Origin of the sequence: Methylocystis sp. SB2 (assembly GCF_049817085.1) — a bacterium.
GTDB lineage: Bacteria > Pseudomonadota > Alphaproteobacteria > Rhizobiales > Beijerinckiaceae > Methylocystis > Methylocystis rosea.
Genome location: NZ_CP187401.1, coordinates 918,819 through 944,642, shown reverse-complemented (window position 1 = coordinate 944,642; position 25,824 = coordinate 918,819). Strand labels below are relative to the sequence as shown.

The window sequence follows — 25,824 nt, the reverse complement described above, 5'->3', positions numbered from 1 at the left end:
GCTTCAGCCCCTCTTGATGGTTTCGACGGCGTTCTGCGCCTCGATGATGGCGCTCTCGACCGCCGGCATGCCCTGTCCGTCCGAATGGGCGAGCAGCACATTGCCGAAGCGCTTCGGCAGCGCCCGCATTGTCGCGACGATCCCCGGCGCGGCGATGAGGTGATGGTGGCCCCAGCGCGTCAGCCGCACCTCCGCGAGCCGCGCCCCGCCGAACGCCTCCGGCATGAAACGCCGCAATTCTTCAGCGATCGGCGCGGCGAAGGCGGCGCGATCGCCATCGAGGAGGCGCGCCCGCCCCGCGCCAGGGTCGCGGAACGGCGCGTAGACGGTCAGGACGCTGTGATCCTTGGGCCGCTCGGCGGCGGGCAGGATTGCCGTCGCGCTGATCGCGTCACTGAAGCTCTGGGCGCCCAGGGCCCAGCTGTCATAGGGCTGCTCTTGCGGCGTCCCCTCGAAGCAGCAATTGGCGACAAGGTAGCTACCCTGCCGCAACCGGGTCATTTGCGTCGTCGCCGCCGGATCGACCCCGCGCAGAATGCGGCCGGCGAAAAAGTAAGGCGCGGCGACGACCGCCCAGCGCGCCTCAAGACAGCGGGGCTCCCCAGGGTGTTGCGCGTCGAACCAGCCCACGCGGGCGTAGCCGCCTTCCGCCGGCTCGATCGCGTAAACCGCGGCGCCGGTGACGATGCGTCCTTCGCCGGCGCGCGACAGGCGCGCGGCCATAGCGCGGGCGATCGCGCCGTTGCCTCCTGGGAAGGCGTAGATCGGCGCGTTGATCTCCGAAAGAAAATTGACGCCTGCATAGGCGGAGATTTCGGCCGTAGGCGCGCCGAGCGCTGAGAGGCAGTAGGCGTCGAGCAGGCCGAAGAGTTCGGCGTCGATATGTTCGCGCCGCAAAAAATCATGCAGGGAGAGCTGGTCCAGGGCAAGCGCGGGCGCCGACGCCTCGGCGATTGGGATCTTGGGAAAGTCCGGACTCGCGCCGAGGCGGCGCAAAAGTCCCTTTAGACGCTCATAGGCGCCGCGCCATTCCCCGTCCCTTGGATCCTCCGCGCCGGCCGCCCCGGACAGCGCTCTGTCGACCGGTTCGCTGACCGGTCGCGGCGCGAGGCCCAGAGTCTCGTAGAAAGCCCTGAAAGGATCAGATAAGTCAACGATATAGGCTGATCCGAGCGCATAGTCGACATTGCGCCAGCGGCCCGATTTGGCGACGCCGCCGGGCTCCGACTCGCGCTCCAAAACCAGCACGTCGCGATCCCGTAGCAGCGCCGCGACGGCGAGGCCGGCGATTCCGCCGCCGATCACGACGACGTCGACGCGCCGCTCGGGGGCCGAAAGCGGCGCGCGCCAAAGCCCGTCGCGGATCGCGTGCATGGGCGCGAAACTGTCGCCCGTCCATTCGCCCAGCTGATAGGGCGGCTCTTGCGCCGCTTCGGCGCTCGGCAGGATCAACTGCGTCGCGAGCGCGCCCAGAGCTGTGATGGTCGCGCGACGCGTCACCATGGCCGCTTCCCAAGACAATAAGCTCGATAATGCATGCTGTTCCAGTGAGGGTGAGCGTCGCCATTGACAGGGGGCGGGCTGAACTGGTCTATGCGGGCGACGCCGCGCCCGGCGCGAGAATGCTCGATCGGCGCATGATCCTGTCCCAGTGACGACTCGCGCTTTTCGAAATCATGGTCTGAACCTAAGGACGCGCCGACACTTGCTCGCCTCGATCCCTCCCGTCTATGTCGCGCCCTTCGAACGGGCTTGGCGCAACCGGGAGCTTATCCGCGCCGTCGTGCGGCGCGAGTTCATTTCCCGATTTCGAGGCTCGGCGCTCGGACCGCTCTGGGCGGTTCTCTCGCCGCTCTTCATGCTGCTCACCTACACGGCGCTGTTCTCGATCACGGTTCCGCAGCTTTCCGCCGGCGTGAGCGTCACCGACTACGCAAGCTCGATTTTCATTGGGCTTATTGTCTTCAATCTGTTTAGCGAACTCGCCTATCGGGCGCCAATGCTTCTGCACGAGCATGTCAACTTCGTGAAGAAGTCGATTTTCCCCAGCGAGACCATCGCCTGGACGGCGACGATCCGGGCATTCACCTACGGCGGCGTGGGCTTCGCCGTTTATATCGTCTTCCGGTTGCTGACAGCCGGAACCATCCCCTTAACGATCGTGCTGACGCCGTTCCTGATCGCGCCCTTTTTCCTCTTCATCATCGGCGTCGTGTGGTTTTTGATGGCGCTCGGGGCGTTCACGCGCGACGTCGCCCATATCATGGCCTCGATCGTGCCGGTGCTCATGTTCGCGACGCCGATCTTCTATCGCCTGGACCAGATCGCCGCGATGTCGAAATCGGCCGCCTTCTGGCTGCGTTTCAACATCGTCGGGGATTACATCGAGATGCTGCGCTCCCTTGCGCTTGATGGAACAATTCCAAACGTCTTCGGCTATCTCGCGCTTGTCGCGGTGTCCTACGCCGTGTTCCTTGGCGGCTATCAGTTCTTCATGCGCTACAAATCGGTCATCGTCGATGTCATCTGAGCCCTCTATCCGCTGCGCGGGCGTCGGCAAGGCTTTCCAGCTCTATGCGCATCAGAACGACCAGCTCAAGCAGATCCTGTTTGGCCTATGGAAGAAATTCTATAAGGACAAATGGGTCCTGCATGACGTCAATTTCACGGTCGAGAGAGGCGAGCGCGTCGGCATCGTGGGACGCAACGGCGCCGGCAAGACAACGCTTCTGCAGATTCTGTGCGGCATTACCCAGCCAACAAAAGGCGATTTCAGAGTCAGCGGCCGTATCGCGCCGATCTTGGCGCTCGGCTCGGGCTTCGACGGGCTGCTGACGGGGCGCGAAAACGCCCGCATCGGCGCGGCGATCCTGGGACTGTCGCGCAAGGAGGTCGACGCCTGCATCGACGACATCGCCGCCTTTGCCGACATCGGGTCGTTTTTCGAGCAACCGATGCGGACCTATTCCATGGGCATGATCGCGCGGGTCGCCTTCGCGATCTGCGCCCACGCCAAAGCCGACGTGCTCATCGTCGATGAAGCGCTATCGGTCGGCGACGAAATCTTTCAGCGTAAGTGCGAGAAATACATCGCCGAATTTGCCAAAACCGGCACCATTTTGATGGTGTCGCACGATCTCAACTTTCTCGCCTCTCTGTGCAATCGCGTGCTCTGGCTTGAGGGCGGCGTCGTGCGCGAGATGGGCGATCCGGAGAAGGTCGTCGCGGAATACCGTAAGGCGATGCGCGCCGAAGAGGGTCAGGCGAGCGGCGTCGCGTAGACGTCCCGCGCCGATGAAGCGCGTGCGTCGAACAGGCGCTTGGGCTTGGGGCTGCGGTTGAGCCGCGCAAGGAGCCAAAGCGAAACGCCGACTTCGGCGAGCGCGAGCGCGGCAAGCAGCAAGACGAACAACCCACTGATGCGCAGAAGCGACTCAAGCGCGACGAGAAAGCCGATGTGCACGGCTGGAACCGCAATCGTGGCGAGGCCGCCCGCCGCTCCGCGCCGGCCAGTGATATTCCCGAATGTCAGGACGAGGGCCATCGCAAGGAGCGTATGGGCGATGGCGAGCGCCGGCACGCCGAAGCGCTTCGCCGCCTCCGCCGTCCACTCGCCGAGCTGTCGCGGATCGCGCCGCGCCGCAGCGTAATTGGCGAGAAAGGCGCCGGCCGACAATTCATAGACGCCGCGCCAGCCCCGGTCGGGCAGCGATGCGCTGCCCTGCATCGGCAACGCCATGGCGTATTCATCAAAATTGGCGATGCGCACGTCGCCTGTCGTCAATGAGCGCGTCTGGATGCTGCCGTTGGAGAGCGCGACGATGACCCCGGATTCATTGCGCCGAAATTCGGCGCGCGCCGCCGTCACCGTCTCTTCCTGCATCTTTTCGATCGAAAGCTGACGCACGAACAGATTGACCGCAAGGTCTGGCGTCTCCCAACGCTCGATGTAGAGCGTCTTCACGCCATTGTCGAAGGTGTAGAAACGCGCCGCGTCGAGCATGCGATGGTTGAGCGAATTGCGCACGACATTGAGCACGTCCTGCATGCCGCTCGAATAGTAGGGCGCCGCGAAATTGGCGAGCAGATAGCCGAGGACGACGACGCCGGCCGCCAGGACCAGCGCCGGGCGGCAGATGGCCCAGACGGAAAGGCGCAGCGCGTAGAGAACGGCGATCATGCCTTCGCTCGCCATGCGGCCGAACTCAAGCGCGGTGGCGACGCCCACCGCCATCGGCAAAGTCACATAAGCGACCGTCGGCGTCACCCCGATCAAAGCGGGAATGACAAGGCCGCCGCGCACCGCAGCGGGCGGCAGTTGGTAAAGCAGATATGACAAGACGACGGGAATGGAGAGCGCGAACTGCACGATGAGCACGCCGAACCCGATGCGCTTGAACAGATAGCGGAACAACAGGCGCGGCATGGCGGGGCTCCGCTATCGCTCGGCGTCGCGCCGAGCGTCAAAGAAAATCCGCATCGCGACGGCTAAGCGGCGGAGCGGCGCGCTGGCGCAAAGGCGCGCACGACGCGAGGCGCCGCGCGTCATTGCTTGAACCTCGCCCAGGCGGCTTGCGAATAGTGCGTCCACGCTTCATCGAACACGCCATTCTTCGGCAGCGCTGTCGCGCCGGCCCAATGCGCGAAATAGATCTCCTTGCCTTCGTAGTCGACGGGCTTGCCGTTCTTAAATTCGACGCCTGGCGCTTTGTAGAAGCTTTCGTGAGAGGCGCCCGCGATGACGTTCGGCAAAAGCTCGATTTTCAGGCCGCGGCGGTGCGTTACGAAATTGACGAGCGGCTGGGCGAAGAGCTGACCGCGCTTGCGCACGTCATGGAAAATTACGGCGTCGTCGCGGATTGTATCCATGAAATCGGACAGCTTCAGATATTGGTTCGAGGTGACCCAGAAGCCGTCATTGAAAAGGAGCGCGTCCTTCAAAAACGGATAGTGCTCGCGCCTGTCGTTGTAGACATATTCGAAGCTCGGAGAGGCGACGATGAACTCCGTCTTGCCTTTATCCAAACGGCCGAACAGCGGCGTGAAGTCGCGAAACAGAATGACGTCCACGTCGACATAGGCGACTTCGTCGAGCGGCAGCGCGAGCGCTTGCAGCTTTCGCAGCCGGCGGCGGTTGGTGTTGAAGATGCCGGGGTAAAGTTCATGCGAGAGCTTGTCGATTTCGGTCGGCTCTTCGCCGACGTAATGCGCCCCGTAAATTTCCGCCGCGCGGCGCGTCATGACGACATTGTCGTCATAGGGAATGAGATAAAGCGGCAGCCCGGAATTGGTGTCTCGGTAGCTTTCGAGAAAAGGGAGCAGCCAGTCGATGATCTTGTCATTGCCGACGATGGCGACGCCGTAGCGCTTGGCAGGGGCGGGGGTGGGCGCGGGGCTGGCGGCCGCGGCGCCCTCGGGCGATAAGACTGGATTTGGAACGCGAAGCCTCATATACGGGATGTATTTGAAAATGGCGGGCAAAAGCAAGGGGCGGCTCGGCATTGAGGGAAGATGCGGCCGGGATGCGTCAGTGTGAAATAGCAGCGAGTCGGCGCGCCTGAGAGGCCGAGCGCACGATTTTCCTAAGCTATTTGAGAACGATCGACCATGTTGCAGCACGATGTCTGATACGATGAGCCATATTTCATCATCCGCGGCGCGCGGGGCGCAGACCGCAGGCCCACAGGCGCGGCCTTTTGCCGGCAAAACCGTGGCCGTTGTTCATGCCGCCTGGCACAGTTGCGGCAGTTATCAGGTGAACGTCAGTCAGATCGCCGCCTATAAGGCGCTGGGCGCGCGCGTCGTGTCCGTCGCGATGATGGATGATCTCGCGCGCCGACCGCCGAACGGCGGGCGCTGGCCAGCCTATATTGAAGCGTCCCGCGACATCGGCGCCGACCGCCGTTTTTATTCGGGCGCGCCGTTCTCCGCCTTGGCGTCCCGACTGCTCGTCGATGGCTGGTGGCGACTGATCCACGGCGATCAGGCGTCATGGCTCATCGAGATCGCAAAACGCGCGCCCATGCCCGAAGGATTCGAGAGCGAGTCGATCGACTTCATTCACGCCAATCATTACTTCACGCTGCCCTTCGCGGAAAGGCTGATGCGGGGCCGTAAAGTTCCCGTCGTTCTGGAGACGCAGGACATTCAGGCGCGCCAATATGTGTTGCGTAACAAGGGCGGCTTCTTCATTCCGCCTTATGCGACCTACGACGGCATGCTCGAGGTCGAACTCGCGTGGATGCGCCGCGCCGATCTTTGCGCGCATCTCAATGAGGAGGAGCATCGCGATTTTCAAAAGCTCCTTCCCGATTTGCGACATGCGCTCATTTACCCGGCGGTGGCGTCGGCCCCCTTGGCGCGGGGCCGCGACATCATCATCGTGGCGAGCGACAATTACGCCAATTACATGAGCCTCCGCTGGTTGCTGCAGGAGGTCGTGCCCTTTGCGGGCGGCTCCCGCGTCGCGATCTACGGCAATATCGACGGCGGCGTGAAAAGACGCGACGCGGCGCTCTATGAGTCGCATCGCGCCCTGTTCAAGGGCCGCGTCGACGATATCGGCGCGGTCTACGCCAACGCCGGCTGCGTGCTGCTCCCGACCGTCGAGGGCCACGGCCTGTCGATCAAGGCGGTCGAGGCGCTATCCTGCGGCGCGCCGCTCGTCGCGACCCCGCTGGCGTTTCGCGGCATGCAGATCGATCCCGCCAGATTGCGAAATGTCGCTCTCGCCGAAAACGCCAGGCAATTTGCGGCCCTATGGGGCGAAGCCCAGGCGCGGGCCGTGAGCGGAGAACTCGCAGATCCGGAGCGAAGCGACACGCGCCGCCTGTACGAAGATGCGTTCAGCCCAGAGGCTTATGCGCGCGCTCTGGCGATGGCCGCCGCAGCGCTCTAAATCCAGCCCTAACAAGCTTCACGGACGGACGCGCCACGAAGCGCCAATTCGCGACTTGCTGCGCAAGCATAGACCGTACTTCTTTGGGCGGCGCCCTGCCGCGCAAAGGCGTCATGTTGTAACAGTTGCGCTCTAAAGCGATTGTCGGCGCGGTCGAACTCTGCTTAGGCTGCAGTTCGCGCCAGCTGGAGGAACGGGTTGAGCGTTGCATCGAGTGATTGCTTGGCCTGCGCCCAGCGTCCGCTTCTTGGCCGCCGCGTCGCGCTGATCCACCCGGCTTGGCACTCTTGCGGCACGTATCGCGTCGTCCTTGGCCAGATCGCCGCCTATCACGCTTTAGGAGCGGAAGTTTTTCCGATCGCGATCAGTTCCGATCCTGGCTTCGTTCCGGGTCGGAACTGGATTTGGAAATCCTTCAACCAGGCGACTCCGGAACTTGATGACGGCGCGCGCTATTACGGCGGCGCGCCGTTCCACGCGATGCTCTCGCCCCAATTTTTGCGTGACGTGCTGTGGCCTTATCTCCATGGCGATCAGGCGGTGGTTCGTCTTGGCATGGCGGAGCGCGCGCGGCTATCGCCGGCCATCGAGGGCGCGACTTTCGACCTCGTTCATTGCAACCACTTTTTTCTGATGCCGATCGCGCGCCGTCTTGCGGGCGGCGCGCCGATCCTGCTCGACACGCATGATCTGCAGGCGCGGCAGTTTGCGCTGATCAACGAGACAAAGCTCTGGCTTGCTCCGCGTGCTTCGTATGAATCGATGCTCGCGCAAGAACTTGAGGCGATGCGCGGCGCCGATCTGCTGCTGCATCTTAATGCGCAGGAGGCCGAAGACTTTCGCGCTCTAATTCCCGAGAAGGCGCATGCGCTGCTCTATCCCGCAACGCCTGAGGCGCCGACCGGTCCTGGCGGTCCGGACATCATTCTTGTCGCGAGCAACAACGCCGCCAATGTCGAAAGCGTCGTCTGGTTTCTGCGCGAAGTCGCGCCGAAAGCGCCGGGCGTCACAGTGAAGATCGTCGGCAACGTCGACGCCGGCGTGCGTTCAAAAGCGCCGGAGCAATACGCCGCCTATAAGGACTGGTTTTTGGGCCGGGTCGAAGATCCCGGCGTCGTCTACGCGAACGCCCGCCTCGCGCTGCTTCCGACGATCAGCGGCACTGGACTTTCGATCAAGACGGTCGAAGCGCTGTCGAGCGGCCTGCCGCTGATCGCCACCACCCAGGCGATGCGTGGGATGGATGAGGAAGCGTTGCGCCTTCCTGGCGTCGTCATTGTCAGTTCGGCTGAAGAATTCGCCGATGCGCTGAACCGGGCGGCGGTCAGCGCGCCTTTGGACGAAGCGGGGCGGCGCGGCAGCCCGGCGCGCCGCTATTACGAGTCGCGGCTTTCGCTCGCGGCGTACAAGGCGAGCCTCGGCGTTCTCGCGGCCGCGCTGATCAGCGCCGGATCTGGGGAGTAGATTTCAGGAAATCAGCACGTTGGGGGGAGGTGTGTCTCATCGGCAACGGAGCCCGAAAAACGTCGTTATGACCCTTGGCGCTAATTACGTCTTAGGTTTGATGGTGATACTTTAGCATTCGAAACTGCCGTTCGTCCCAGGAGGACGAGCTTATTGGAGGCGCCTCGAATGACTTTCAGAACTTTTATTTTCGGCGCCTTTGCGTCAATCTTGGCGGTCAGCGCCGCTTCGGCGGCTGACCTTCCGAGCTACAAGGCTCCGCCGCCGCCTCCGCTTCCGCCGCCCTTCAGCTGGGAAGGCTTCCACATCGGCGTCAGCGGTTCCTATGCCGGCGGCGTCTCCAGCCAGTATTCGAACCTTTACGCGCTGCAGCCCGGTTTCCTAGTGTTCCCGACGCAGAATTCGATCGGCACCAGCGGATACATGGTCGGCTATCAGAATGGTTATAACTGGGTGTTCGCAAACCGTATCGTGGTCGGCTACGAAAGCGAATACAACTACGCCAACGTTCGAGCGACGAATACGAACGGCTATTTTACCGGCGTCGGCGCCAGCAGCCGTCTGCAGTGGTTCGGCGCGGAGCGTTTACGCTTCGGTTACGCCTTCGGCCGGATCCTCCCATACATCACCGGCGGCTTGGCCTATGGCAAGGTGAGTCCCTACGGCCAGCAATGGGCGAATGGATCGGTGTTCCCGTCCAGCCGGGCCGTATGGCAGGCGGGTTTCACGGTCGGCGCCGGCGTGGAATACGCCGTTCTCGACAACTGGACCGTCAAGGCGGAGTATCTCTTCACCCGCATGAAGGGCGCATCCGGCGCGAGCATCGGCTTCCCCTTCGCTTACCGCATCACAACCGGCAACAACCTCGACACCCACATCGCGCGCATCGGCGTGAATTATCAGGTCAAGAGCTTCGGCGCGCTGATCGGCATGCCTGAACTCGGTCTCTGATCGATCGTCCTCCCCGACGTCGATAAAAGCCCGGCCTTGCGGCCGGGCTTTTTTTGTTGGCGCGTCGGTGCGATATTCTCGTGGAATGATCCGCAACGCCCCGCTTGCCCACCCTTCGGCTCTGAGCCTCGCGCAGCTTAGCGAGCGCTCCCGCGAAATCTTCAGGCATATCGTCGACAGCTATCTCGCCTCGGGCGATCCGGTCGGCTCGCGCAATCTCGCCCGGCTCCTGCCGATGACGCTGTCGCCCGCCTCGGTGCGCAACGTCATGCAGGATCTGGAGGAGCTCGGCCTCATCTATGCGCCGCATACGAGCGCCGGACGTCTTCCAACCGAGCTTGGCCTGCGCTTTTTCGTCGATTCCATGCTGCAGATTGGCGACGTTGAGGAGAATGAGCGTGCGCGCATCGCCGCCGAAGTTGAAGCGGCTTCCAAAGATCACGATTTTCCCGGCGTCCTTGCAGAAGCGACGAGTCTGCTGTCGGGACTGACGCGAGTCGCCGGCGTCGTCGTCGCGTCCAAGGGCAATGTGCGGTTGAAGCAGATCGATTTCGTGCGGCTCGAGCCCGAGCGGGCTCTGGTCATTCTCGTCGCGGACGACGGATCGGTCGAAAACCGCGTGATTCCCGTCGCGCGCGATCTTCCGGCGTCCGCGCTCACGGAAGCCGCCAATTATCTGAACGCGCGCGTCTCGGGACGCACGATCGCCGAAGCCCGCGAAAACATTGAAGGCTCGCGCCGGGCCGCGCAAATGGAGCTCGACGAACTCGCCGCGCGGATCGTCGAAGCCGGGCTGGCGACCTGGGCGGGCGCGATGGGCGAATCGCGCCAGCTGATCGTGCGCGGGCAGGCGCATCTTCTTGAGGACCTGACCGCCGCCGTCGACCTCGAACGCGTTCGGCTCCTGTTTGCCGATCTCGAAACAAAGACCGAGGTCATCGACCTTTTGGAGCGCGCAGAGCAGGGCGAGGGGGTTCGCATCTTCATCGGCTCGGAGAACAAGCTGTTCTCGCTGTCAGGCTCATCGATGATCGCTGCGCCGCTGCGCGACAGCGAACGCCGGATCATCGGCGCGCTCGGCGTCATCGGCCCGACCCGAATCAACTACGCTCGGATTGTTCCGATGGTCGACTATACGGCGAGGGTCGTGGCGCGCGTCATCGGCGGATAAAGCGTCGCGCCGGGTCCGTCTCTAATCGGCGAACAGCGATAGCTTTACGAGAAATTTTGCGGGTCGACGTCGATCTGAACGCGAACGCCGCCGCGCTCCTTCGGTCCGGCAGCGAGCATGTCGCGTAGAAAGGCCTGCATGTCGGCGCTGCGCGGTCCTTTGGCGAGCAAGCGGAATCGGTATCGCCCGCGGATGAGCGCGATGGGCGCTTCGGCGGGACCAAGCAGCGCGATTTCATTCTGCTCTGGCCAGGCGCCGGGCGCAGCGACTCTGTAACGGGGCGATGGCGGCAGTTCATGCGCCGCGCGCGCGAGGGCGCGCGCATGCGCTTCCGCCGTGGCGGCGTCCTTGGCGGAAACAATCAGCGCGGCGAGACGGCCGAAGGGCGGCAGTCCCGCGCGCTCACGTATGGCGATCTCCTGTACGTAGAACTTTTCCGCGTCTCCCGAGAGCAGCGCCGCGATCACCGGATGCGAGGGGTGAAACGTCTGGATCAGCGCTTGGCCAGGCTTGTCGCCGCGCCCGGCGCGCCCTGTAACCTGATTGAGCAGCTGAAATGTGCGCTCGGCGGCGCGTGGATCGCCGCTGCCCAAGCCCAGATCCGCGTCGATGACGCCGACAAGCGTGAGAAAAGGAAAATTGTGGCCTTTGGCGACGAGTTGCGTGCCGATGACGATATCGAACGCGCCTTTGGCGATCTCCTCCAATTCGCGTCGCAGCCGGTCGGCGCCGCCAGGAAAATCCGATGAGAGAACGAGTATGCGCGCATCTGGAAAGAGCGTCGCCGCTTCTTCCGCGAGCCGCTCGACGCCAGGTCCGCAGGCCGCGAGCGAGTCCTCGGCGCCGCATTCAGGGCAAGCGTGCGGCCGACGCTCGATATGGCCGCAATGATGGCACATCAGCGCACGCCGAAAGCGATGCTCGACGAGCCACGCGTCGCAATTTTCGCAGCGGAAGCGATGGCCGCATGTGCGGCAAACCGTTAGCGGCGCATAGCCCCGTCGATTGAGAAAGAGCAGCGCCTGCTCGCCGCGCGCGATCGTTTCGCCGACCGCCAACGCCAGCCGTGGCGCGATCCATCGGCCTCGCGGCGGGCCTTCCTTGCGCATGTCGATCGCTTCGAGCGTCGGCATCAACCGCGCGCGCGCCCGCGAATCGAGTCGCAGATAGCCGTAGCGCCCGCGCATCGCGTTGACGCGGGTTTCGATGGAGGGCGTCGCCGAGGCGAGAACGATCGTGGCCTCCTCCATCCGCGCGCGCACGACCGCCATGTCGCGCGCGTGATAGCTCACGCCGTCGTCTTGTTTGTAGGCGCCTTCATGCTCCTCATCGACGACGATCAGCCGCAGATCCGAAAAGGGCAGGAACAGCGCCGAGCGCGCGCCGATGACCACGCGAACGTCGCCCGTCGCGCAGCCGCGCCAGATGCGCGCGCGTTTGCGCGCCCCGACGCCGGAATGCCACTCGGCGGGCTTTTCGCCGAAGCGGTCCGCGAAACGCTCAAGAAATTGAGTCGTGAGCGCGATTTCCGGCATCATGACGAGCGCCTGTCCGCCTGCCTCCAAAGCCTGGGCGATCGCCTCGAAATAGACCTCGGTTTTGCCTGAGCCGGTGACGCCTTCGAGCAGAAAGGGCTTGAACGCCCGCGGTGAAAGCGACGCCTTCAGCGCGTCGGCGGCGTCCTGTTGCGCGGACTCCAGCGCCGGCGTAGCGAACAGAGGGTCGAGCGGCGGCGAAATCAGCTCCGGCGGCCCGGCGATGGCCTCCAGGGCGCGCTCGTCGACGAGCGCGTCGATGACGCCCAATGAGCAGGCGGCGGCCTCGGCAAGCGCTTTCTTGGTGAAGGCGACGCCGCCTTCCGCGGCTTTGAGAACGCGGGCGCGCGTCGGCGTCAGTCGTTCCGGGACATCGCCAGTCGCGCGATAAAGCGTGCGCGGCGTCTCGGGCCCCGCGTCTTCGGCCGCGCGCGTGGCGAGCCGTAGCGCCATGCCGCGCGGCGTCAGCGTGTAGCGCGCCAGCCAGTCTATGAAGCTGCGCAGCTTTTGCGCGAGCTGCGGCCGGTCGAGACGGGCGCTGACCGTCTTGAGATTCCCGCCGGGGCCGGAGTCGCCGTCGATCGACCAAACGACGCCATAAGCTTCCCGGCGTCCAAGCGGCGCCGTGACGCTGTCGCCGGGGGAAAGCCGCATCGCCGCCGGCGCGAGGTAGGAATAGGTCGAATCGACCGCGACGGGCGCCAGGATCTCGACGACTCGCGCTCTTTCTTCCTCGTCCTGCGCCGCGCTCATGCCGACGGCTTAATCCATTTCCGGTCCTCAGCGAAAAAATTTCTGGAACGAAGCGCGTGCGACGGGGTTCGAGTATCTCAACGCCTCCACGGAGCCTTCGATGGATAAGTTGTCGCGCATCGGTCTGTCAGCCCTTGTGACGGGAAGCGTCGCAAGCGTCATCTCCACCGCAGCCCTCGCGGCGCTCGCGACGCTCGAAGGAAGGGGCGCGCTCGAGCCCACCAACGCCACCAGCCACTGGCTTTGGGGGCGCAAATCGCGCGGCCGGCGCGACGTCGACGCCGCCCACACCGGCGTGGGCTACGCGACGCATCATGCGTCGGCCGTCTTCTGGGCCTTGCCCTTCGAGGCCTGGCTCGCGATGCAGCCGCCGCGCTCAACGTTCGAACTGATCGGCGATGCGGCGATGATGTCGGGAATCGCCGCCACCGTCGATTATGGCGTCGCGCCCAAGCGAATCACGCCCGGCTGGGAGTTCGCCTTGTCGAACCGCTCCATGGTCGCAGCTTTTGGCGCCTTGGCGGTCGGTCTGGCCTGCGGCGCGGCGGCGTCTCGCGCGCTTCTGGGCGGAGAAGAGCTAGAACTAAGGTAAGGACCCGTCCAACTGCGGCGGCTTAGCGCGTAATCAGTCGCGAGCCTCGATTGCTTGTCAGATAAGTCGCGATCCAGCTGATCGCGACGAAGATGCGGCTTCGCAAATTCACCAGAAAATAAATGTGCACCACGCTCCAGAAGAGCCATCCCGGAAAGCCGGTCAATTCCAGTCGGCCGAGTTTGACGATCGCCGAGTTGCGGCCGATGGTCGCTAAATTGCCGTAGTCCCGATAGCGGAAGGGTTTGCGCGGAGATTGCCCTTTCAGACGGAGTCGGATGGCGCGTCCGGCGTATTTGCCCATTTGCTTGGCGGAGGCGGCGAGCGCCGGGACCGGCGCGCCATCAGGACCGGTCAGGAGAGCGAGATCTCCAATGACGTAGACATCGGGAAGGCCGGGAACCGTGAGGTCTTCGCCCACCGTAATGCGTCCCGTGCGATCGCCTTCGACGCCCAGCCAATTCGCCGCGGGCGACGCCCGCACGCCAGCCGCCCAGAGAATCACGCCGGCGGGAATCTCCTTTTCTCCAGCGACAATTCTGTCCTCGTAAACCTGATCGACAGGCATGTCTGTGCACACCTCGACGCCATGTCTTTCCAGCGATTTGCGCGCGTAGTACGAAAGCCGTTCAGGAAAGCTTGCAAGAATGCGGGGCCCCGCCTCGAGCAGAATGATTCGCGCGTTTCTTGGATCGGCGCGGCGAAACTCCGGCGGAAGCGTTCGCCGGGCGAGTTCGGAAATCGCGCCGGCGAGTTCGACTCCCGTCGGACCGCCCCCGACAATGACGATGGTGAGCAGTCGTTCTCGCTCGATTGGATCGTCACTGACTTCGGCGCGTTCGAATGCGAGAAGCAGCCGGCGGCGGATGAGCGTCGCGTCTGAGATGGATTTCAGCCCCGGAGCCAAGCTCGCCCAGTTGTGACCGAAGTAGGAGTGGGTGGCCCCTGTCGCGACGACGAGGACGTCATAGCCGATCTCGCATTTGTCGGTCTTCACGACTTTGCGGGCGACGTCGACGCTCTCAACGGTGAGCATCAGGACGGTCACATCCTTCTGGCGCCGCACGATGTGGCGTATCGGCCAGGCGACGTCAGGCGAAGCAAGCGCCGCCGTCGCGACCTGATAGAGCAGGGGCTGAAAGCAATGATGATTGTTGCTGTCGAGGATGAAAATGCGCGCTCCGGCGCCATCAAGCGCCTGCGCAGCCGCAATCCCGGCGAAGCCGCCGCCGATGATGACGACGCGAGGTTGGCGTTCGGCGGCGCTGCTGTGCTGCATGAGGCACCATCCCTTGCAGGCGAGGCGTCGCCCGCGCATCGCGACTCAAGATTAAGCCGTCAAAGGCGCCAAGGTTCCAGCCTCGCCGTCTCGCGACATCCGAGGCAAAGCAGCAAACTCAGACAGTGCAGGGCGTGACGCCGGCGCGGTCGTGACCCGGAAATGAGCCGCGACACGCAGCATGCGCATCGCGGCCCATCGCATTATTGATTTGCCGCCTTCAAATGAATGAGCGCGGTTTCGGCATGACGGACGCCCTTGTCAATCCGGCTGGCGTGGTGGGTGCGCTTGGCCGTCTTAAGCGCCTGGCTGAGATGCTTCATCGCCGTCTTGATGTGGCCCTTCGGGTCTTCCCCACTGGCCGCCTTGGCGTGATCCCAAGCGTTATGCGCATGCTCGGCGAAGGAGGAGGCATTATGCTGCTTGCCTTCCTTGATCGCCTCATTTGTCTCCTCGATCGCCTGAGTCAGATGCTCGCTATGGCTTTGCGCCAACGCCATATGCGGCGTCACGAGAAAAGCGGCGGCGACGACTAAAGCGGCGAAAATCGAACGACGTGACAGCATTAATATTCTCCCTTATCGCATTTTCTCTTTGTTCTCGGCTCGGCGCCCATCAGCCTTAGCCAACGCGAAGAACCAATTTAAGAGATGGCGACTATTGCTTAGCTATCCAGGGCGACGTTTTGACGCCGTTCTTGCATTCCGTCGCGAGGGCGCCTATCCCTCAAGAGGCCAGTCGGCTGGACGGCCGCTGCCGAAACGCAGAGGAAAGTCCGGGCTCCACGGAGACACGGCGCCGGATAAGGTCCGGCGGGGGCGACCCCAGGGATAGCGCCACAGAAAGCAAACCGCCGCGCAAGCGGTAAGGGTGAAAGGGTGCGGTAAGAGCGCACCGCCCGGACGGCGACGTTCGGGGCACGGCAAGCCCCGCCGGGAGCAAGACCGAATAGGGGCGACGGAAGGCCTTAAGCGCGAGCTTTTTGCCTTCAACCCGTCTCCGGGACTGTCGCCCGGGTTGGTTGCTAGAGGCGGGCGGCAACGTCCGTCCCAGAGGAATGGTCGTCACGTTCTGCAAAGAACGTACAGAACCCGGCTTACAGGCCGACTGGCGTTTAAATCAGTGGAATCTCGTTGAGGAGATAAGCGGTCGAGATAGCTTTCGCGAAAAAGCGGCGTCGGCCGGACCAGACGCTTTGCGTCATTCTTTTTGCGCGGCCTTGAGGCCGCCAAATTCGCGCCACCGTAAACGCTCCCTTAACGATAAAAAAGCCTAATAGGACAGGTTGCCGATCGGCGCGTGGCGACCAGCCTGCTTCCGACGCCTCGCGGTACCATGTCGATCCAGACCGCCCAGCCGCAATTGAGTCGTCTCGACGAGCCAGCGCTCATCGGGCGCACAGGATCGCGCCGGCCTCGCCCCGCGCGTCTGGTGAGGAGCATGATGATGACGTCCGCTGGGACGCATATTCCGGTGCTGCGCGACGAGGCGATCGCCGCCCTCGGCATCCATCGTGGCGGCCGCTATATCGACGCCACCTTTGGCGCGGGCGGCTATACGCGCGCCATCCTAGCGCAGCCGGAAACGCGCGTGCTCGCCTTTGACCGCGACCAGACTGCCGTGAGAGCCGGTCAGGCGCTTGTCGACGAGATGAGCGGACGGTTGACGCTCGTTGAAGCGCGCTTTTCTCAGCTCGAGGACATCGCGCGCACGCAAGGCTTCGCCCCGCTCGACGGCGTCGTCTTCGATATTGGCGTCTCGTCGATGCAGTTCGACCAAGCCGCGCGCGGCTTTTCCTTCCGCGCCGAGGGTCCGCTCGATATGCGCATGGAGGGGCGCGGGCGCAGCGCCGCCGACATCGTCAATGAAGCGGATGCAGAGACGCTCGCCGACATCCTGTATTTCTATGGCGAGGAGCGCGCCGCGCGGCGCATCGCGCGCGCCATCGTTCACGACCGTGAGATTGCGCCTTTCACAACGACGAGAGCGCTGGCCGAAATGATCGCGCGCGTCGCTCCCAATCGCGCTAGCGACATTCATCCCGCGACCAAAAGCTTCCAGGCCTTGCGCATCGCCGTCAACGACGAGCTTCAGGAATTGCTGAAGGGGTTGCTCGGCGCGGAACGGCTTCTCACTGAGGGCGGTCGGCTCGTCGTCGTGACGTTTCACTCGCTTGAGGATCGTATCGTCAAACAGTTTCTCGCCGAGCGATGCGGTCGCGGCGAAACCGGCTCGCGCCGCCTTCCCGGCGAAACGCCGCCGCCGCCGCCAAGCTTCGTTTGCGAAGGTCGCCAACCGGTGACGCCTGCGCCCGCCGAGACGGCGGCCAATCCGCGCGCGCGTTCGGCCAAATTGCGTTACGCGGCGCGCACGGCGGCGGCGCCGTATCCGCTCGACGAAAGGCTGGCGCGTCTCGCTCGCCTGCCCGATCGCGACAAGGGAAAAGCCTGATGCTGCGGCTCCTCAATATCGTTGCGGTTCTCGTGCTCGTCGGTTCGGCGGTTTACGCCTATTCGATCAAATATCAGACGAGCTATCGCGCCGAGCAGATCGCAAAGACCAAGATCGAGATCAGGCAGGAGCGCGACGCGATTGCGGTGCTGCGCGCGGAATGGGCTTATATGACGCGGCCCGAGCGCATTCAGCAGCTCGCCGACGCTTATCTGCCCGGCATGAAACAGCTTGAAGCGACGCAGATCGTCGCCGCGCAATCGCTTCCCGAGAGATCGCCGCGCGTCGACTCCATCGGCAATAAGCTCGACGCGCTCGGATTGAGCATGCCAGCGACGCCGCCCGTCCCCGGCAGCGCGCCGACGACCACGCCCAAAGCGCAGGGACAAAGCCAACAGCGACGCAAGCCATGACGCAGACGATGCTCGACACGCAACCTTCGCCGCCGCCGGTTGGCAAAATACGCGCGATGCTGCGCGCGCTGTTTTCAACGAGTCTCGCGCTGAGCGCGTCGCGCATGCGGCTCGCGGCGCTGGCCTTTCTCGCGCTCTACGCGGTGATTTCGATCAAGCTCGTCTATCTCGCATTTAAGCCGGAGGCGGCGACGTCGCGGCGCGCTGCGGCGGAGGCGGTCGCGGCGTCCCGTCCGGACATTATCGATCGAAACGGCGAGGCGCTCGCAAGCGACGTCAAGGTGATGTCGGTGTTCGCCGAGCCGCGCCGCATCATCGACAAGGACGAAGCGACCGAGCTCTTGACCGCGGTTTTGCCTGGCCTCGACGCCCGCGATCTGCGCGAGCGGCTCGGCTCCAAGAAAGGCTTCGTTTGGGTGAAGCGCGAGGTGACGTCGCATCAGCGCGACGAAGTCTTTCATCTCGGACTGCCGGGCGTCGGACTGATCGCCGAAAATAAGCGCGTTTATCCCAACGGACCGATCGGCGCGCATGTGCTCGGCTTCGCCAATGTGGACAATCAGGGCATCGCCGGCATCGAGAAATACATTGACGGGCAGGGGCTCGCCGATTTGCACGGCGCCGGCTTCGGCGTAACGCCCGAGGAACTCAAGCCCGTGTCGCTTTCGCTCGACATTCGGGTCACGCATGCGTTGCGCGACGAACTCGAAAAGGGCGTAACCCACTTTAAGGCGAAGGCGGGCGCCGCGGCGATCTTGGACGTCAACACCGGAGAGGTGATCGCGCTCGCATCGCTTCCCGACTATGATCCGAACAAGCCGACGGAAGCGCTCGATCCTGTCCACATCAACCGCATGAGCGTCGGCGTTTACGAGATGGGCTCGACCTTCAAGGCGCTGACCATCGCGATGGCGCTCGACTCTGGCAAGGTCAATCTGAATTCACGGCTCGACGCGCGCGGCGTGCTCTCTTTCGGGCGCTTCAAGATCCATGACTATCACGCGCAAAATCGCGCGCTCACCCTGCCGGAGGTCTTCACCTATTCCTCCAATGTCGGCACCGCGCGCATGGCGATGGGGCAGGGCGTGGAGCGGCACAAGGCGTTTTTGCGCAAGATGGGCCAGCTGACGCGCATGCGCACTGAACTGCCGGAAAGCGCCGAACCCATCGTGCCGAAAAACTGGGGCGAGTTGAACACCATGACCATCGCGTTCGGTCATGGCCTTGCTGTGGCGCCGCTCCAGGCGATGATGGCCGTCGGCGCGCTGATGAATGGCGGCTATCTGATCACGCCGACCTTCATCAAGCGCAGCGAGGAGGAAGCGAAGGCGGGCGCCGAACGCGTCGTGAAGCCGGAAACGAGCGAGGCGATGCGCTATCTCATGCGCCTCAACGCCGAAATCGGCACGGCGCGAAAGGTGAACGTCCCCGGCTATTTCGTCGGCGGCAAAACCGGCACCGCAGAAAAGGTCGTCAACGGCCATTATTCCAAGAGCAAGCTGTTTAACACCTTCATGGCCGTCGCGCCGTCGGACAAGCCGAAATATCTTTTCCTGACCATCATGGACGAACCGCAGGGTTTGCCGGAAACCGGAGGCTACGCCACCGCGGCCTATAATGCGGGACAGGTCACCGGCGAGATCATCGAGCGCGTCGGTCCGATTCTCGGCCTTGCGCCGCGTTTCGAACCGCCGCACCAGCCTTTCCCGCTCCTCGCAAAATTGGGTTATGGCTATGCCAATGTTCCGGCCCGCGGCGGCGGAGGACATTGATGCTGATTTCGGAACTGCTTGCGACGCCAGACCTTGAGCCCGCCTTGCGCGGGCTTGCCGTCTCCGGCCTGACGGCTGACAGTCGAATGGCGCGCAGCGGCTTTGCCTTTTTTGCCATCCCGGGCCACGCCGGCGACGGCATGTCCTATGTCGCCGACGCGAAGTCGCGCGGCGCCTGCGTCGTCGTCGCGCAGCGGAGAGCTGACAGCCCGCTGCCGCTTGTCGTCGTCGATGACGTTCGACGCGCCCTAGCCCTCGCCGCCGCGCGTTTCTTCTCGCGTCAGCCGTCGATGATTGCGGCGGTTACGGGAACGAGCGGCAAGACGTCGGTGGTGGCCTTCTTGCGTCAGATCTGGGCTGCGCTTGGACATGAGGCGGCGTCGCTCGGCACCGTTGGAATCGTCGATTCTCGCGGCGCGCATTATGGAGCGCTGACGACGCCCGGCCCGGTCGAATTGCACCGAACGCTGGACGAACTGGCTGGACGCGGCGTGACGCATCTCGCGATGGAGGCGTCGTCGCTGGGGATCGATCAGCGGCGGCTCGACGGCATGCGCGTCGACGTCGCGGGCTTCACCAATTTCTCGCGCGACCATCTCGACCATCACGCCGACATGGAGGAGTATTTCGCCGCGAAGATGCGGCTCTTCGACACGCTGCTGCACCCTGGCCAGACGGCGGTGATTGACGCCGACAGCGACATTGCGTCCCGCGTCATCGAAATCTGCCGCGCGAGGAGCCTCACAATTTTGAGCGTCGGTTCGAAGGGAGAGACGATAAAGCTCCTTTCGGCGACGCCGTCCGCCTTAGCGACGTCGCTGCGGCTCCGCCATAATGGCGCAGACTATGAGGTCAATCTGCCGCTTGCCGGCGCCTTCCAGGTCTCGAACGCGCTCGTCGCCGCGGGGTTGGCCATCGCAAGCGGCGATGACCCGGGGCAGGTCTTTGCGGCGCTCGAAGCGCTCAAAGGGGCGCCGGGGCGGCTCGAACTCGTCGGTCAGCGTAACGGCGCGCCGATTTTCGTAGATTACGCCCATAAGCCCGACGCGCTTGAGAAAGTGCTCGCCACTTTACGGCCGCTGACAAAAAAACGCCTGATTGTCGTCTTCGGGTGCGGCGGCGATCGTGATCGTGGCAAGCGCCCGCTGATGGGGGACATCGTCGCCCGCGCGGCGGATGTCGCCATCGTCACGGACGACAATCCGCGCAGCGAGGACGCCGCCGCCATTCGCGCAGAAATTCTCGAAGGAACCCGTAGCGGCGCGGCGCATATCATCGAGATCGGAGACCGGCGCGCGGCGATCGCCAACGCGGTCGCGGGACTTGAAGTGGGCGATGCGCTCGTCGTGGCTGGAAAAGGCCACGAAACCGGGCAGATCGTCGGCGACCGCGTTTTGCCTTTCTCCGATCATGAGGCGATTGCGCAGGCGCTCAAGGAGAATCATCCATGACCAAGAGGCCGTTATGGTCGGGATTGGCGCTGGTCGGCGCGCTGCGGGCGCGCGCGAGCGGCGGTCTTGCGCGCGAAGCCGCCGGCGTTTCCATCGACACGCGGACACTTCAGCCCGGCGATCTGTTTATCGCCATTAAGGGCGAGACGCGCGATGGTCACGACTTCGTGCGGATGGCGTTTGAGAAAGGCGCGGCGGCCGCCGTCATCGACGAAGCGCATGCGACTGAGCTGTCTGGCGCCGGGCCGCTGTTCGTCGTCAGAGACGTGCAGCAGTCGCTCGAGTCGCTGGGCGCGCGGGCGCGCGAGCGAAGCGCCGCCTTTATCGCCGCCGTCACCGGCTCCGTCGGCAAGACCTCGACGAAAGACATGATCCGGCTGATGCTGTCGCGTTTCGGCGATACGCATGCTTCAGCGGCGTCTTACAACAACCACTGGGGCGTGCCGTTGACGCTTGCGCGCATGCCGGCGGAGTCGCGCTTCGGCGTGTTCGAACTCGGCATGAATCACGCGGGCGAGATCGCCGCGCTCGTCGCTCAGGTGCGCCCCCACGTCGCCGTCGTGACCCGCATCGCGCCGGTTCATCTCGAATATTTCGGATCAATCGAGAAGATCGCGGACGCCAAGGCCGAAATTTTTTCCGCGCTCGATGGCGGCGTCGCGATCATCAACCGGGACGACGGATTTTACGAGCGTCTCGCCGCGGCGGCAGCGCCGACCGCCAGCCATGTCTTTGGTTTCGGCGAGACGGAAGGCGCGCATGCGCGGCTCCTGTCTTACGAGCCCGCCGGCGAAGGCGCGTTGGTCGAGGCGGAAATTCTCGAGCGGCGACTGCGCTTTCGCATCGGCGCCCCAGGCAAGCATATCGCCATGAACGCGCTCGCGGCGCTGCTCGTGGGCGTCGTTTTCGACGTGGATTTGGAGGAAGCTGCGGCGGCCTTCAGCGAATTCACGCCGCCCTCCGGACGTGGTCAGCGCGAGAAAATCGTGACGCCAGAAGGCGCGTTTACGCTTATCGACGAAAGCTACAACGCCAACCCGACCTCCATGCGGGCGGCGCTGCAGCTGCTCGGCGGCGCGGCCACAGGACCGGGGGGCCGGCGCATCGCTGTGCTCGGCGACATGCTGGAGCTCGGGCCGCAGGCGGCCGAACTGCACGCCGAGCTCGCTCAGGACCTCATTGGCGCGAACGTCGATCAGCTATTCACCTCGGGGCCATTGATGTCACGCTTAAGTTACGCTGTGCCTGATTCGATGCGCGCCGCGCATCGGGCGACGCCGCTGGAGCTGGAAGAGGCCGTTCTCGCAGCGGTTCGTCCCGGCGATGTGGTGATGGTGAAAGGCTCCAATGGTTCGCGGATGGCGCGGATCGTCTCGGCCTTGAAAAGCGCATTCGCCCCCGAGATGGCGAGCTGAGGAGAGACGATGCTGACGCTGCTTGCGGACTTATCTTATCTTTACAGTCCGCTAAACGTCTTCCGTTACATCACTTTTCGCGCCGCTATGGGGGCAGCGACGGCGCTGTTCTTCGTCTTCTTCTTCGGACCGGGCGTGATCGCCGCGTTGCGCATCAAGCAGGGCAAGGGCCAGCCGATCCGCGAGGACGGACCGGCGTCGCACCTCGTGACCAAAAAAGGCACGCCGACGATGGGCGGCCTGATGATCCTTTCGGGGCTGGTCGCGGCGACGCTGCTCTGGGCGAATTTGCGCAACGCCTATGTGTGGATCGTGCTCTTCGTCACCGTCAGCTTCGGCCTCATCGGCTTTTATGACGACTATCTCAAGGTGACCAAGCAGTCGCACGCTGGCTTCTCGGGCAAGATGCGATTGGCGCTTGAGTTTATGATTGCCGGCCTGGCCTGCTACGCGCTGATGGAAACCGGCGGCGATAACATGACGAAGCTCGCCATCCCCATGGTGCGGGGCTATGTCGCGACGCTGGGTCCGCTCTTCATCCTGTTTGGCGCCTTCGTCATCGTCGCCGCGGGCAATTGCGTCAATCTCACGGATGGACTCGACGGCCTCGCCATCGTGCCGTCGATGATCGCCGCCGGGGCCTTCGCGATTTTCGCCTATCTCGTCGGCAATTCGATCTTTTCGAATTATCTCGGCGTCAATTACGTGGCCGGCGTCGGCGAATTGACGATCGTCTGCTCGGCCTTCATCGGCGCAGGGCTCGGCTTTTTATGGTTCAACGCGCCGCCCGCGCAAATTTTTATGGGCGACACCGGGTCTCTGGCGCTGGGCGGGCTCGTCGGCTCCGTGGCGGTGGCGGTGAAGCAGGAGTTCGTGCTCGTCATCGTCGGCGGCCTCTTTGTTATCGAAGGCGCGTCAGTCATCATCCAGGTTGTCTATTACAAGCTGACCCGCAAGCGCATCTTCCTGATGGCGCCGATCCATCACCATTTTGAACAGAAGGGGTGGAAGGAGCCGCAGATCGTCATCCGCTTCTGGATCATCGCCTTCGTCCTGGCCCTGATGGGCCTCTCGACCTTGAAGCTGAGGTGACGATGACGCCGGTCGAGACGTTCAAGGGCAAGCGCGTCGCGCTTTTCGGATTAGGCGGTTCGGGCCTGTCTACGGCCCGCGCGCTGATCGCCGGCGGCGCACAGGTCGCCGCCTGGGACGATGGCGAGGCCGGCCGACTCAAGGCCGTCGCGCAAGGCGTAGCGCTCGAGGATCTCGCGGCGGCGGATTGGAGCGGCTTCGATGCCCTCATTCTCTCTCCCGGCGTGCCGCTGACCCATCCCGAGCCGCATTGGACGGTGCAGGCGGCGAAGGCCGCCGGAGTCGAGATCATCGGCGACGTCGAACTGTTCTGCCGCGAACGCGAAGCGCGCGCCGGGGGATCGCCTTTCATCGCCATCACCGGCACAAACGGCAAATCGACGACCACGGCGCTGATCGCGCATATCTTGCGCGAAGCCGGCCGCGACGTTCAGCTCGGCGGCAACATCGGCGTGCCGATTCTCGACCTCGAGCCGCCGTCCGACGAGCGCATTCACGTCATCGAATGCTCGTCGTTCCAGATTGATCTCGCGCCCTCGCTGGCGCCGACCATCGGCGTGCTGATCAACATCACGCCGGACCATATCGATCGTCACGGGACAATCGAAAATTACGCAGCGATCAAGGAGCGGCTCGTCGCCGCGGCGGAAGTGGCTCTGGTCGGCGTCGACGACGCCTATTGCCATGCGATTGGCGCGCGCCTCGTTGAAGCCGAGTCCCCCGAGCGGCGCGTCGTGCCGGTCTCGGGGAAGCGTGCGCTCGACTGGGGGTTTTATGTCGAGGATCGAAGCGTCTATTTCCGCGAACAGGGACATCCGCCCGAGGAGGCCGAGCTGATCGGTTCGCTCGAAGGCGCGCGCGCGCTGCGCGGCGCCCATAATGCGCAGAACGCCGCCTTCGCCGCCGCCGCCGCGTGGGAGTGCGGACTGGATGACGACGAGATCCTGCGCGGCCTGTTGAGCTTCCCCGGCCTGCCGCATCGGATGGAGGAAGTTCGGCGCATCGAGCGCACGATCTTCGTCAATGATTCCAAGGCGACCAACGCCGACGCGGCCGAAAAGGCCTTGGTGAGCTTTACCGATATCTACTGGATTCTCGGCGGCCGATCGAAAGAGGGCGGCGTCGAAGCGCTGCGTCCGCATTTCTCGCGCATCCGCAAAGCCTATCTGATCGGCGAGGCCGCCGACGATTTTGCGCGCACGCTGGAAGGCGCGCTGCCGTTCGAACATTGCGGCACGCTTGACGTCGCGACGACGCGCGCGGCGCTCGACGCGCTTGCCGAAGGCGCGCCGGAGCCGGTCGTGCTGCTGTCGCCGGCCTGCGCCTCCTATGACCAGTTCGCCAATTTCGAGGCGCGGGGCAATGCGTTTCGCGGCGTCGTTGAGGGGCTTCCCGCCGTGATCGCGGCGCGAAAAGGAGATGAGACATGATCTCGCGCGCGGAACGATCATTATTCTCCGACTGGGCGTGGACAGTGGATCGCTGGCTGCTTGCAAGCCTCGCGCTGCTGATCGTCGCCGGCCTCGTCTTCGCCATGGCCGGCAGCCCGCCCGTCGCGGAGCGGCTGCATCTGCCGACCTTCCACTTCGTCAACCGGCAAGTGCTGTATCTTCTGCCGGCGCTCGTCTTGATGATCGCGACGTCCTTTCTTTCGCCGCGTCACGTTCGCCGACTGGCGCTGGTGATTTTCATCGTCTCTCTCGCGCTCGTCTTCGCCACCATCTTCTACGGTCAGGAAGTGAAGGGCGCGAAGCGATGGATCTTCGGCGTTCAGCCGTCGGAATTTTTGAAGCCCGCCTTCGTCGTGCTCGTCGCCTGGGCCTTCTCCGAAGGGGCGCGTCGCAAGGACGTTCCAGGCAATCTGATCGCGCTTCTGCTCCTGCCGGTCGCGATCGTGCCGCTGATGATGCAGCCGGACTACGGCCAGACGATGCTGATTTCGATTGTCTGGGCGGCGCTGTTTTTCATGGCTGGCTTGCACTGGATCTGGGTTGTCGGATTGGGCGGGCTTGGCGGCGTCTCGGCGCTGCTCGCCTATAAGTTCGTGCCGCATGTTCATGCGCGCGTCGATTCTTTTTTGGAGCCGCCGCCGCCGGTCGCGGGCGTGCCCGCGAATTTCCAGTCGGAGACGGCGCTTGAGAGCTTCATCGCCGGATCCTGGTTCGGCAAGGGGCCAGGCGAAGGGGTTATCAAGCGCATCCTGCCCGACTCCCACACGGATTTCATCTTCGCGGTCATCGGCGAGGAATTCGGCGTTCTTGTCTGCATCGCGCTTGCCGCGCTCTTCGCCTTCGTCGTGGTGCGGGGGTTGTTCTCGGCGGCGCACAACAGCGATCCCTTCTGTCGTTTTGCGACCGCGGGACTCGTAATGCTGTTTGGCCTGCAGAGCTGCATCAATATGGCGGTGAACGTGCATCTCATGCCCGCCAAGGGCATGACGCTGCCCTTCGTCTCCTATGGCGGCTCTTCGCTTATTTCGCTGTCGCTCGGCATGGGCTTTCTGCTCGCCGTCACGCGTAAGCGGCCGCGGTCCCGCGTGCTGAGTGAGCTCGCCGCGACGGGCGCGCCCGCCGCCGCGTGATAAAAG

General features: G+C 63.9%; 21 protein-coding genes and 1 other RNA gene. 16 read left to right on the top strand and 6 right to left on the bottom strand.

Annotation, left to right across the window (positions count from 1 at the left end):
* Positions 1-3: 3 nt before the first annotated feature.
* Complete coding sequence (locus tag ACPS74_RS04800) at positions 4-1,503, bottom strand: flavin monoamine oxidase family protein (protein ID WP_029650329.1); 1,500 nt, start codon at positions 1,501-1,503, stop codon at positions 4-6.
* Positions 1,504-1,705: 202 nt separating this feature from the next.
* Between ACPS74_RS04800 and ACPS74_RS04795 the strand changes: the two genes are divergently transcribed.
* Both ACPS74_RS04795 and ACPS74_RS04790 read left to right on the top strand, forming a co-directional pair.
* Positions 1,706-2,530, top strand: a complete 825-nt coding sequence (locus ACPS74_RS04795) for an ABC transporter permease (RefSeq protein WP_018408869.1) — start codon at positions 1,706-1,708, stop codon at positions 2,528-2,530.
* Entirely contained in the window at positions 2,520-3,281 is a 762-nt protein-coding gene (locus ACPS74_RS04790; protein ID WP_018408868.1) for an ABC transporter ATP-binding protein, read from the top strand. The genes ACPS74_RS04795 and ACPS74_RS04790 overlap by 11 nt, the downstream gene beginning before the upstream one ends.
* Here ACPS74_RS04790 and ACPS74_RS04785 read toward each other — a convergent pair.
* Positions 3,260-4,426 carry an LptF/LptG family permease gene (locus tag ACPS74_RS04785; RefSeq protein WP_029650325.1) on the bottom strand — a complete coding sequence of 389 codons (1,167 nt, stop codon included), beginning with the start codon at positions 4,424-4,426 and terminating at the stop codon, positions 3,260-3,262. The two genes, ACPS74_RS04790 and ACPS74_RS04785, sit on opposite strands and share 22 nt — an antisense overlap.
* 119 nt (positions 4,427-4,545) lie before the next feature.
* A complete protein-coding gene (locus ACPS74_RS04780) occupies positions 4,546-5,502 on the bottom strand; it encodes a hypothetical protein (RefSeq protein ID WP_029650323.1) in 957 nt (318 codons plus the stop codon).
* A 118-nt stretch (positions 5,503-5,620) separates the two neighbouring features.
* Between ACPS74_RS04780 and ACPS74_RS04775 the strand changes: the two genes are divergently transcribed.
* From ACPS74_RS04775 to hrcA, 4 genes are all read left to right on the top strand, one after another.
* Positions 5,621-6,898, top strand: coding sequence for a glycosyltransferase (locus ACPS74_RS04775; protein WP_029650322.1), 1,278 nt, complete (start codon positions 5,621-5,623; stop codon positions 6,896-6,898).
* A gap of 222 nt (positions 6,899-7,120) precedes the next feature.
* Positions 7,121-8,362, top strand: a complete 1,242-nt coding sequence (locus ACPS74_RS04770) for a glycosyltransferase (protein WP_029650319.1) — start codon at positions 7,121-7,123, stop codon at positions 8,360-8,362.
* Positions 8,363-8,530: 168 nt separating this feature from the next.
* Positions 8,531-9,313: an outer membrane protein gene (locus ACPS74_RS04765; protein WP_029650317.1), complete on the top strand. Its 783-nt coding sequence runs from the start codon at positions 8,531-8,533 to the stop codon at positions 9,311-9,313.
* 85 nt (positions 9,314-9,398) lie between these two features.
* Positions 9,399-10,484 carry a heat-inducible transcriptional repressor HrcA gene (hrcA, locus tag ACPS74_RS04760; RefSeq protein ID WP_018408860.1) on the top strand — a complete coding sequence of 362 codons (1,086 nt, stop codon included), beginning with the start codon at positions 9,399-9,401 and terminating at the stop codon, positions 10,482-10,484.
* A 44-nt stretch (positions 10,485-10,528) separates the two neighbouring features.
* Here hrcA and ACPS74_RS04755 read toward each other — a convergent pair whose 3' ends face one another.
* A complete protein-coding gene (locus ACPS74_RS04755; RefSeq protein ID WP_029650315.1) occupies positions 10,529-12,772 on the bottom strand; it encodes a primosomal protein N' in 2,244 nt (747 codons plus the stop codon).
* 100 nt (positions 12,773-12,872) lie between these two features.
* On the opposite strand from ACPS74_RS04755, the gene ACPS74_RS04750 reads away from it, so the two are divergent.
* Positions 12,873-13,364, top strand: coding sequence for a hypothetical protein (locus ACPS74_RS04750; RefSeq protein WP_029650313.1), 492 nt, complete (start codon positions 12,873-12,875; stop codon positions 13,362-13,364).
* A gap of 22 nt (positions 13,365-13,386) precedes the next feature.
* Here the strand turns inward: ACPS74_RS04750 and ACPS74_RS04745 are convergent, their stop codons facing one another.
* Both ACPS74_RS04745 and smbP read right to left on the bottom strand, forming a co-directional pair.
* Entirely contained in the window at positions 13,387-14,643 is a 1,257-nt protein-coding gene (locus tag ACPS74_RS04745; RefSeq protein ID WP_029650311.1) for an NAD(P)/FAD-dependent oxidoreductase, read from the bottom strand.
* A gap of 203 nt (positions 14,644-14,846) precedes the next feature.
* A complete protein-coding gene (gene smbP, locus ACPS74_RS04740) occupies positions 14,847-15,209 on the bottom strand; it encodes a small metal-binding protein SmbP (protein WP_051381760.1) in 363 nt (120 codons plus the stop codon).
* Between the two features lie 168 nt (positions 15,210-15,377).
* Between smbP and rnpB the strand changes: the two genes are divergently transcribed.
* The 9 genes from rnpB (at position 15,378) to ACPS74_RS04695 (ending at position 25,818) form a co-directional block, all read left to right on the top strand.
* Positions 15,378-15,758, top strand: an RNA gene (gene rnpB / locus ACPS74_RS04735) — RNase P RNA component class A.
* Between the two features lie 331 nt (positions 15,759-16,089).
* Positions 16,090-17,094 carry a 16S rRNA (cytosine(1402)-N(4))-methyltransferase RsmH gene (rsmH, locus tag ACPS74_RS04730; protein WP_051381763.1) on the top strand — a complete coding sequence of 335 codons (1,005 nt, stop codon included), beginning with the start codon at positions 16,090-16,092 and terminating at the stop codon, positions 17,092-17,094.
* Entirely contained in the window at positions 17,094-17,507 is a 414-nt protein-coding gene (gene ftsL, locus ACPS74_RS04725) for a cell division protein FtsL (protein WP_018408853.1), read from the top strand. Before rsmH ends, ftsL begins: the two co-directional genes overlap by 1 nt.
* Positions 17,504-19,279: a peptidoglycan D,D-transpeptidase FtsI family protein gene (locus ACPS74_RS04720; RefSeq protein WP_029650305.1), complete on the top strand. Its 1,776-nt coding sequence runs from the start codon at positions 17,504-17,506 to the stop codon at positions 19,277-19,279. The genes ftsL and ACPS74_RS04720 overlap by 4 nt, the downstream gene beginning before the upstream one ends.
* Positions 19,279-20,730 (top strand): UDP-N-acetylmuramoyl-L-alanyl-D-glutamate--2,6-diaminopimelate ligase, encoded by a 1,452-nt coding sequence (locus ACPS74_RS04715; RefSeq protein ID WP_029650302.1) that lies wholly within the window; start codon positions 19,279-19,281, stop codon positions 20,728-20,730. Before ACPS74_RS04720 ends, ACPS74_RS04715 begins: the two co-directional genes overlap by 1 nt.
* Positions 20,727-22,145: a UDP-N-acetylmuramoylalanyl-D-glutamyl-2,6-diaminopimelate--D-alanyl-D-alanine ligase gene (locus ACPS74_RS04710; protein ID WP_029650300.1), complete on the top strand. Its 1,419-nt coding sequence runs from the start codon at positions 20,727-20,729 to the stop codon at positions 22,143-22,145. The genes ACPS74_RS04715 and ACPS74_RS04710 overlap by 4 nt, the downstream gene beginning before the upstream one ends.
* Before the next feature lie 9 nt (positions 22,146-22,154).
* Positions 22,155-23,237, top strand: coding sequence for a phospho-N-acetylmuramoyl-pentapeptide-transferase (gene mraY / locus ACPS74_RS04705; RefSeq protein WP_029650298.1), 1,083 nt, complete (start codon positions 22,155-22,157; stop codon positions 23,235-23,237).
* A gap of 2 nt (positions 23,238-23,239) precedes the next feature.
* A complete protein-coding gene (gene murD, locus ACPS74_RS04700; protein ID WP_029650293.1) occupies positions 23,240-24,667 on the top strand; it encodes a UDP-N-acetylmuramoyl-L-alanine--D-glutamate ligase in 1,428 nt (475 codons plus the stop codon).
* Positions 24,664-25,818: an FtsW/RodA/SpoVE family cell cycle protein gene (locus ACPS74_RS04695; RefSeq protein WP_029650291.1), complete on the top strand. Its 1,155-nt coding sequence runs from the start codon at positions 24,664-24,666 to the stop codon at positions 25,816-25,818. Before murD ends, ACPS74_RS04695 begins: the two co-directional genes overlap by 4 nt.
* Positions 25,819-25,824 lie beyond the last annotated feature (6 nt).

What these genes read in the sequence shown, in the direction of transcription:
- ACPS74_RS04800 (WP_029650329.1), bottom strand. Translation starts at nt 1,503, where the DNA reads ATGGTGACGCGTCGCGCGACCATCACAGCTCTGGGCGCGCTCGCGACG.
- ACPS74_RS04790 (WP_018408868.1), top strand. Translation starts at nt 2,520, where the DNA reads ATGTCATCTGAGCCCTCTATCCGCTGCGCGGGCGTCGGCAAGGCTTTC.
- ACPS74_RS04785 (WP_029650325.1), bottom strand. Translation starts at nt 4,426, where the DNA reads ATGCCGCGCCTGTTGTTCCGCTATCTGTTCAAGCGCATCGGGTTCGGC.
- ACPS74_RS04780 (WP_029650323.1), bottom strand. Translation starts at nt 5,502, where the DNA reads ATGCCGAGCCGCCCCTTGCTTTTGCCCGCCATTTTCAAATACATCCCG.
- ACPS74_RS04775 (WP_029650322.1), top strand. Translation starts at nt 5,621, where the DNA reads ATGTCTGATACGATGAGCCATATTTCATCATCCGCGGCGCGCGGGGCG.
- ACPS74_RS04765 (WP_029650317.1), top strand. Translation starts at nt 8,531, where the DNA reads ATGACTTTCAGAACTTTTATTTTCGGCGCCTTTGCGTCAATCTTGGCG.
- hrcA (WP_018408860.1), top strand. Translation starts at nt 9,399, where the DNA reads ATGATCCGCAACGCCCCGCTTGCCCACCCTTCGGCTCTGAGCCTCGCG.
- ACPS74_RS04755 (WP_029650315.1), bottom strand. Translation starts at nt 12,772, where the DNA reads ATGAGCGCGGCGCAGGACGAGGAAGAAAGAGCGCGAGTCGTCGAGATC.
- ACPS74_RS04750 (WP_029650313.1), top strand. Translation starts at nt 12,873, where the DNA reads ATGGATAAGTTGTCGCGCATCGGTCTGTCAGCCCTTGTGACGGGAAGC.
- ACPS74_RS04745 (WP_029650311.1), bottom strand. Translation starts at nt 14,643, where the DNA reads ATGCAGCACAGCAGCGCCGCCGAACGCCAACCTCGCGTCGTCATCATC.
- smbP (WP_051381760.1), bottom strand. Translation starts at nt 15,209, where the DNA reads ATGCTGTCACGTCGTTCGATTTTCGCCGCTTTAGTCGTCGCCGCCGCT.
- rsmH (WP_051381763.1), top strand. Translation starts at nt 16,090, where the DNA reads ATGACGTCCGCTGGGACGCATATTCCGGTGCTGCGCGACGAGGCGATC.
- ftsL (WP_018408853.1), top strand. Translation starts at nt 17,094, where the DNA reads ATGCTGCGGCTCCTCAATATCGTTGCGGTTCTCGTGCTCGTCGGTTCG.
- ACPS74_RS04720 (WP_029650305.1), top strand. Translation starts at nt 17,504, where the DNA reads ATGACGCAGACGATGCTCGACACGCAACCTTCGCCGCCGCCGGTTGGC.
- ACPS74_RS04715 (WP_029650302.1), top strand. Translation starts at nt 19,279, where the DNA reads ATGCTGATTTCGGAACTGCTTGCGACGCCAGACCTTGAGCCCGCCTTG.
- ACPS74_RS04710 (WP_029650300.1), top strand. Translation starts at nt 20,727, where the DNA reads ATGACCAAGAGGCCGTTATGGTCGGGATTGGCGCTGGTCGGCGCGCTG.
- mraY (WP_029650298.1), top strand. Translation starts at nt 22,155, where the DNA reads ATGCTGACGCTGCTTGCGGACTTATCTTATCTTTACAGTCCGCTAAAC.
- murD (WP_029650293.1), top strand. Translation starts at nt 23,240, where the DNA reads ATGACGCCGGTCGAGACGTTCAAGGGCAAGCGCGTCGCGCTTTTCGGA.
- ACPS74_RS04695 (WP_029650291.1), top strand. Translation starts at nt 24,664, where the DNA reads ATGATCTCGCGCGCGGAACGATCATTATTCTCCGACTGGGCGTGGACA.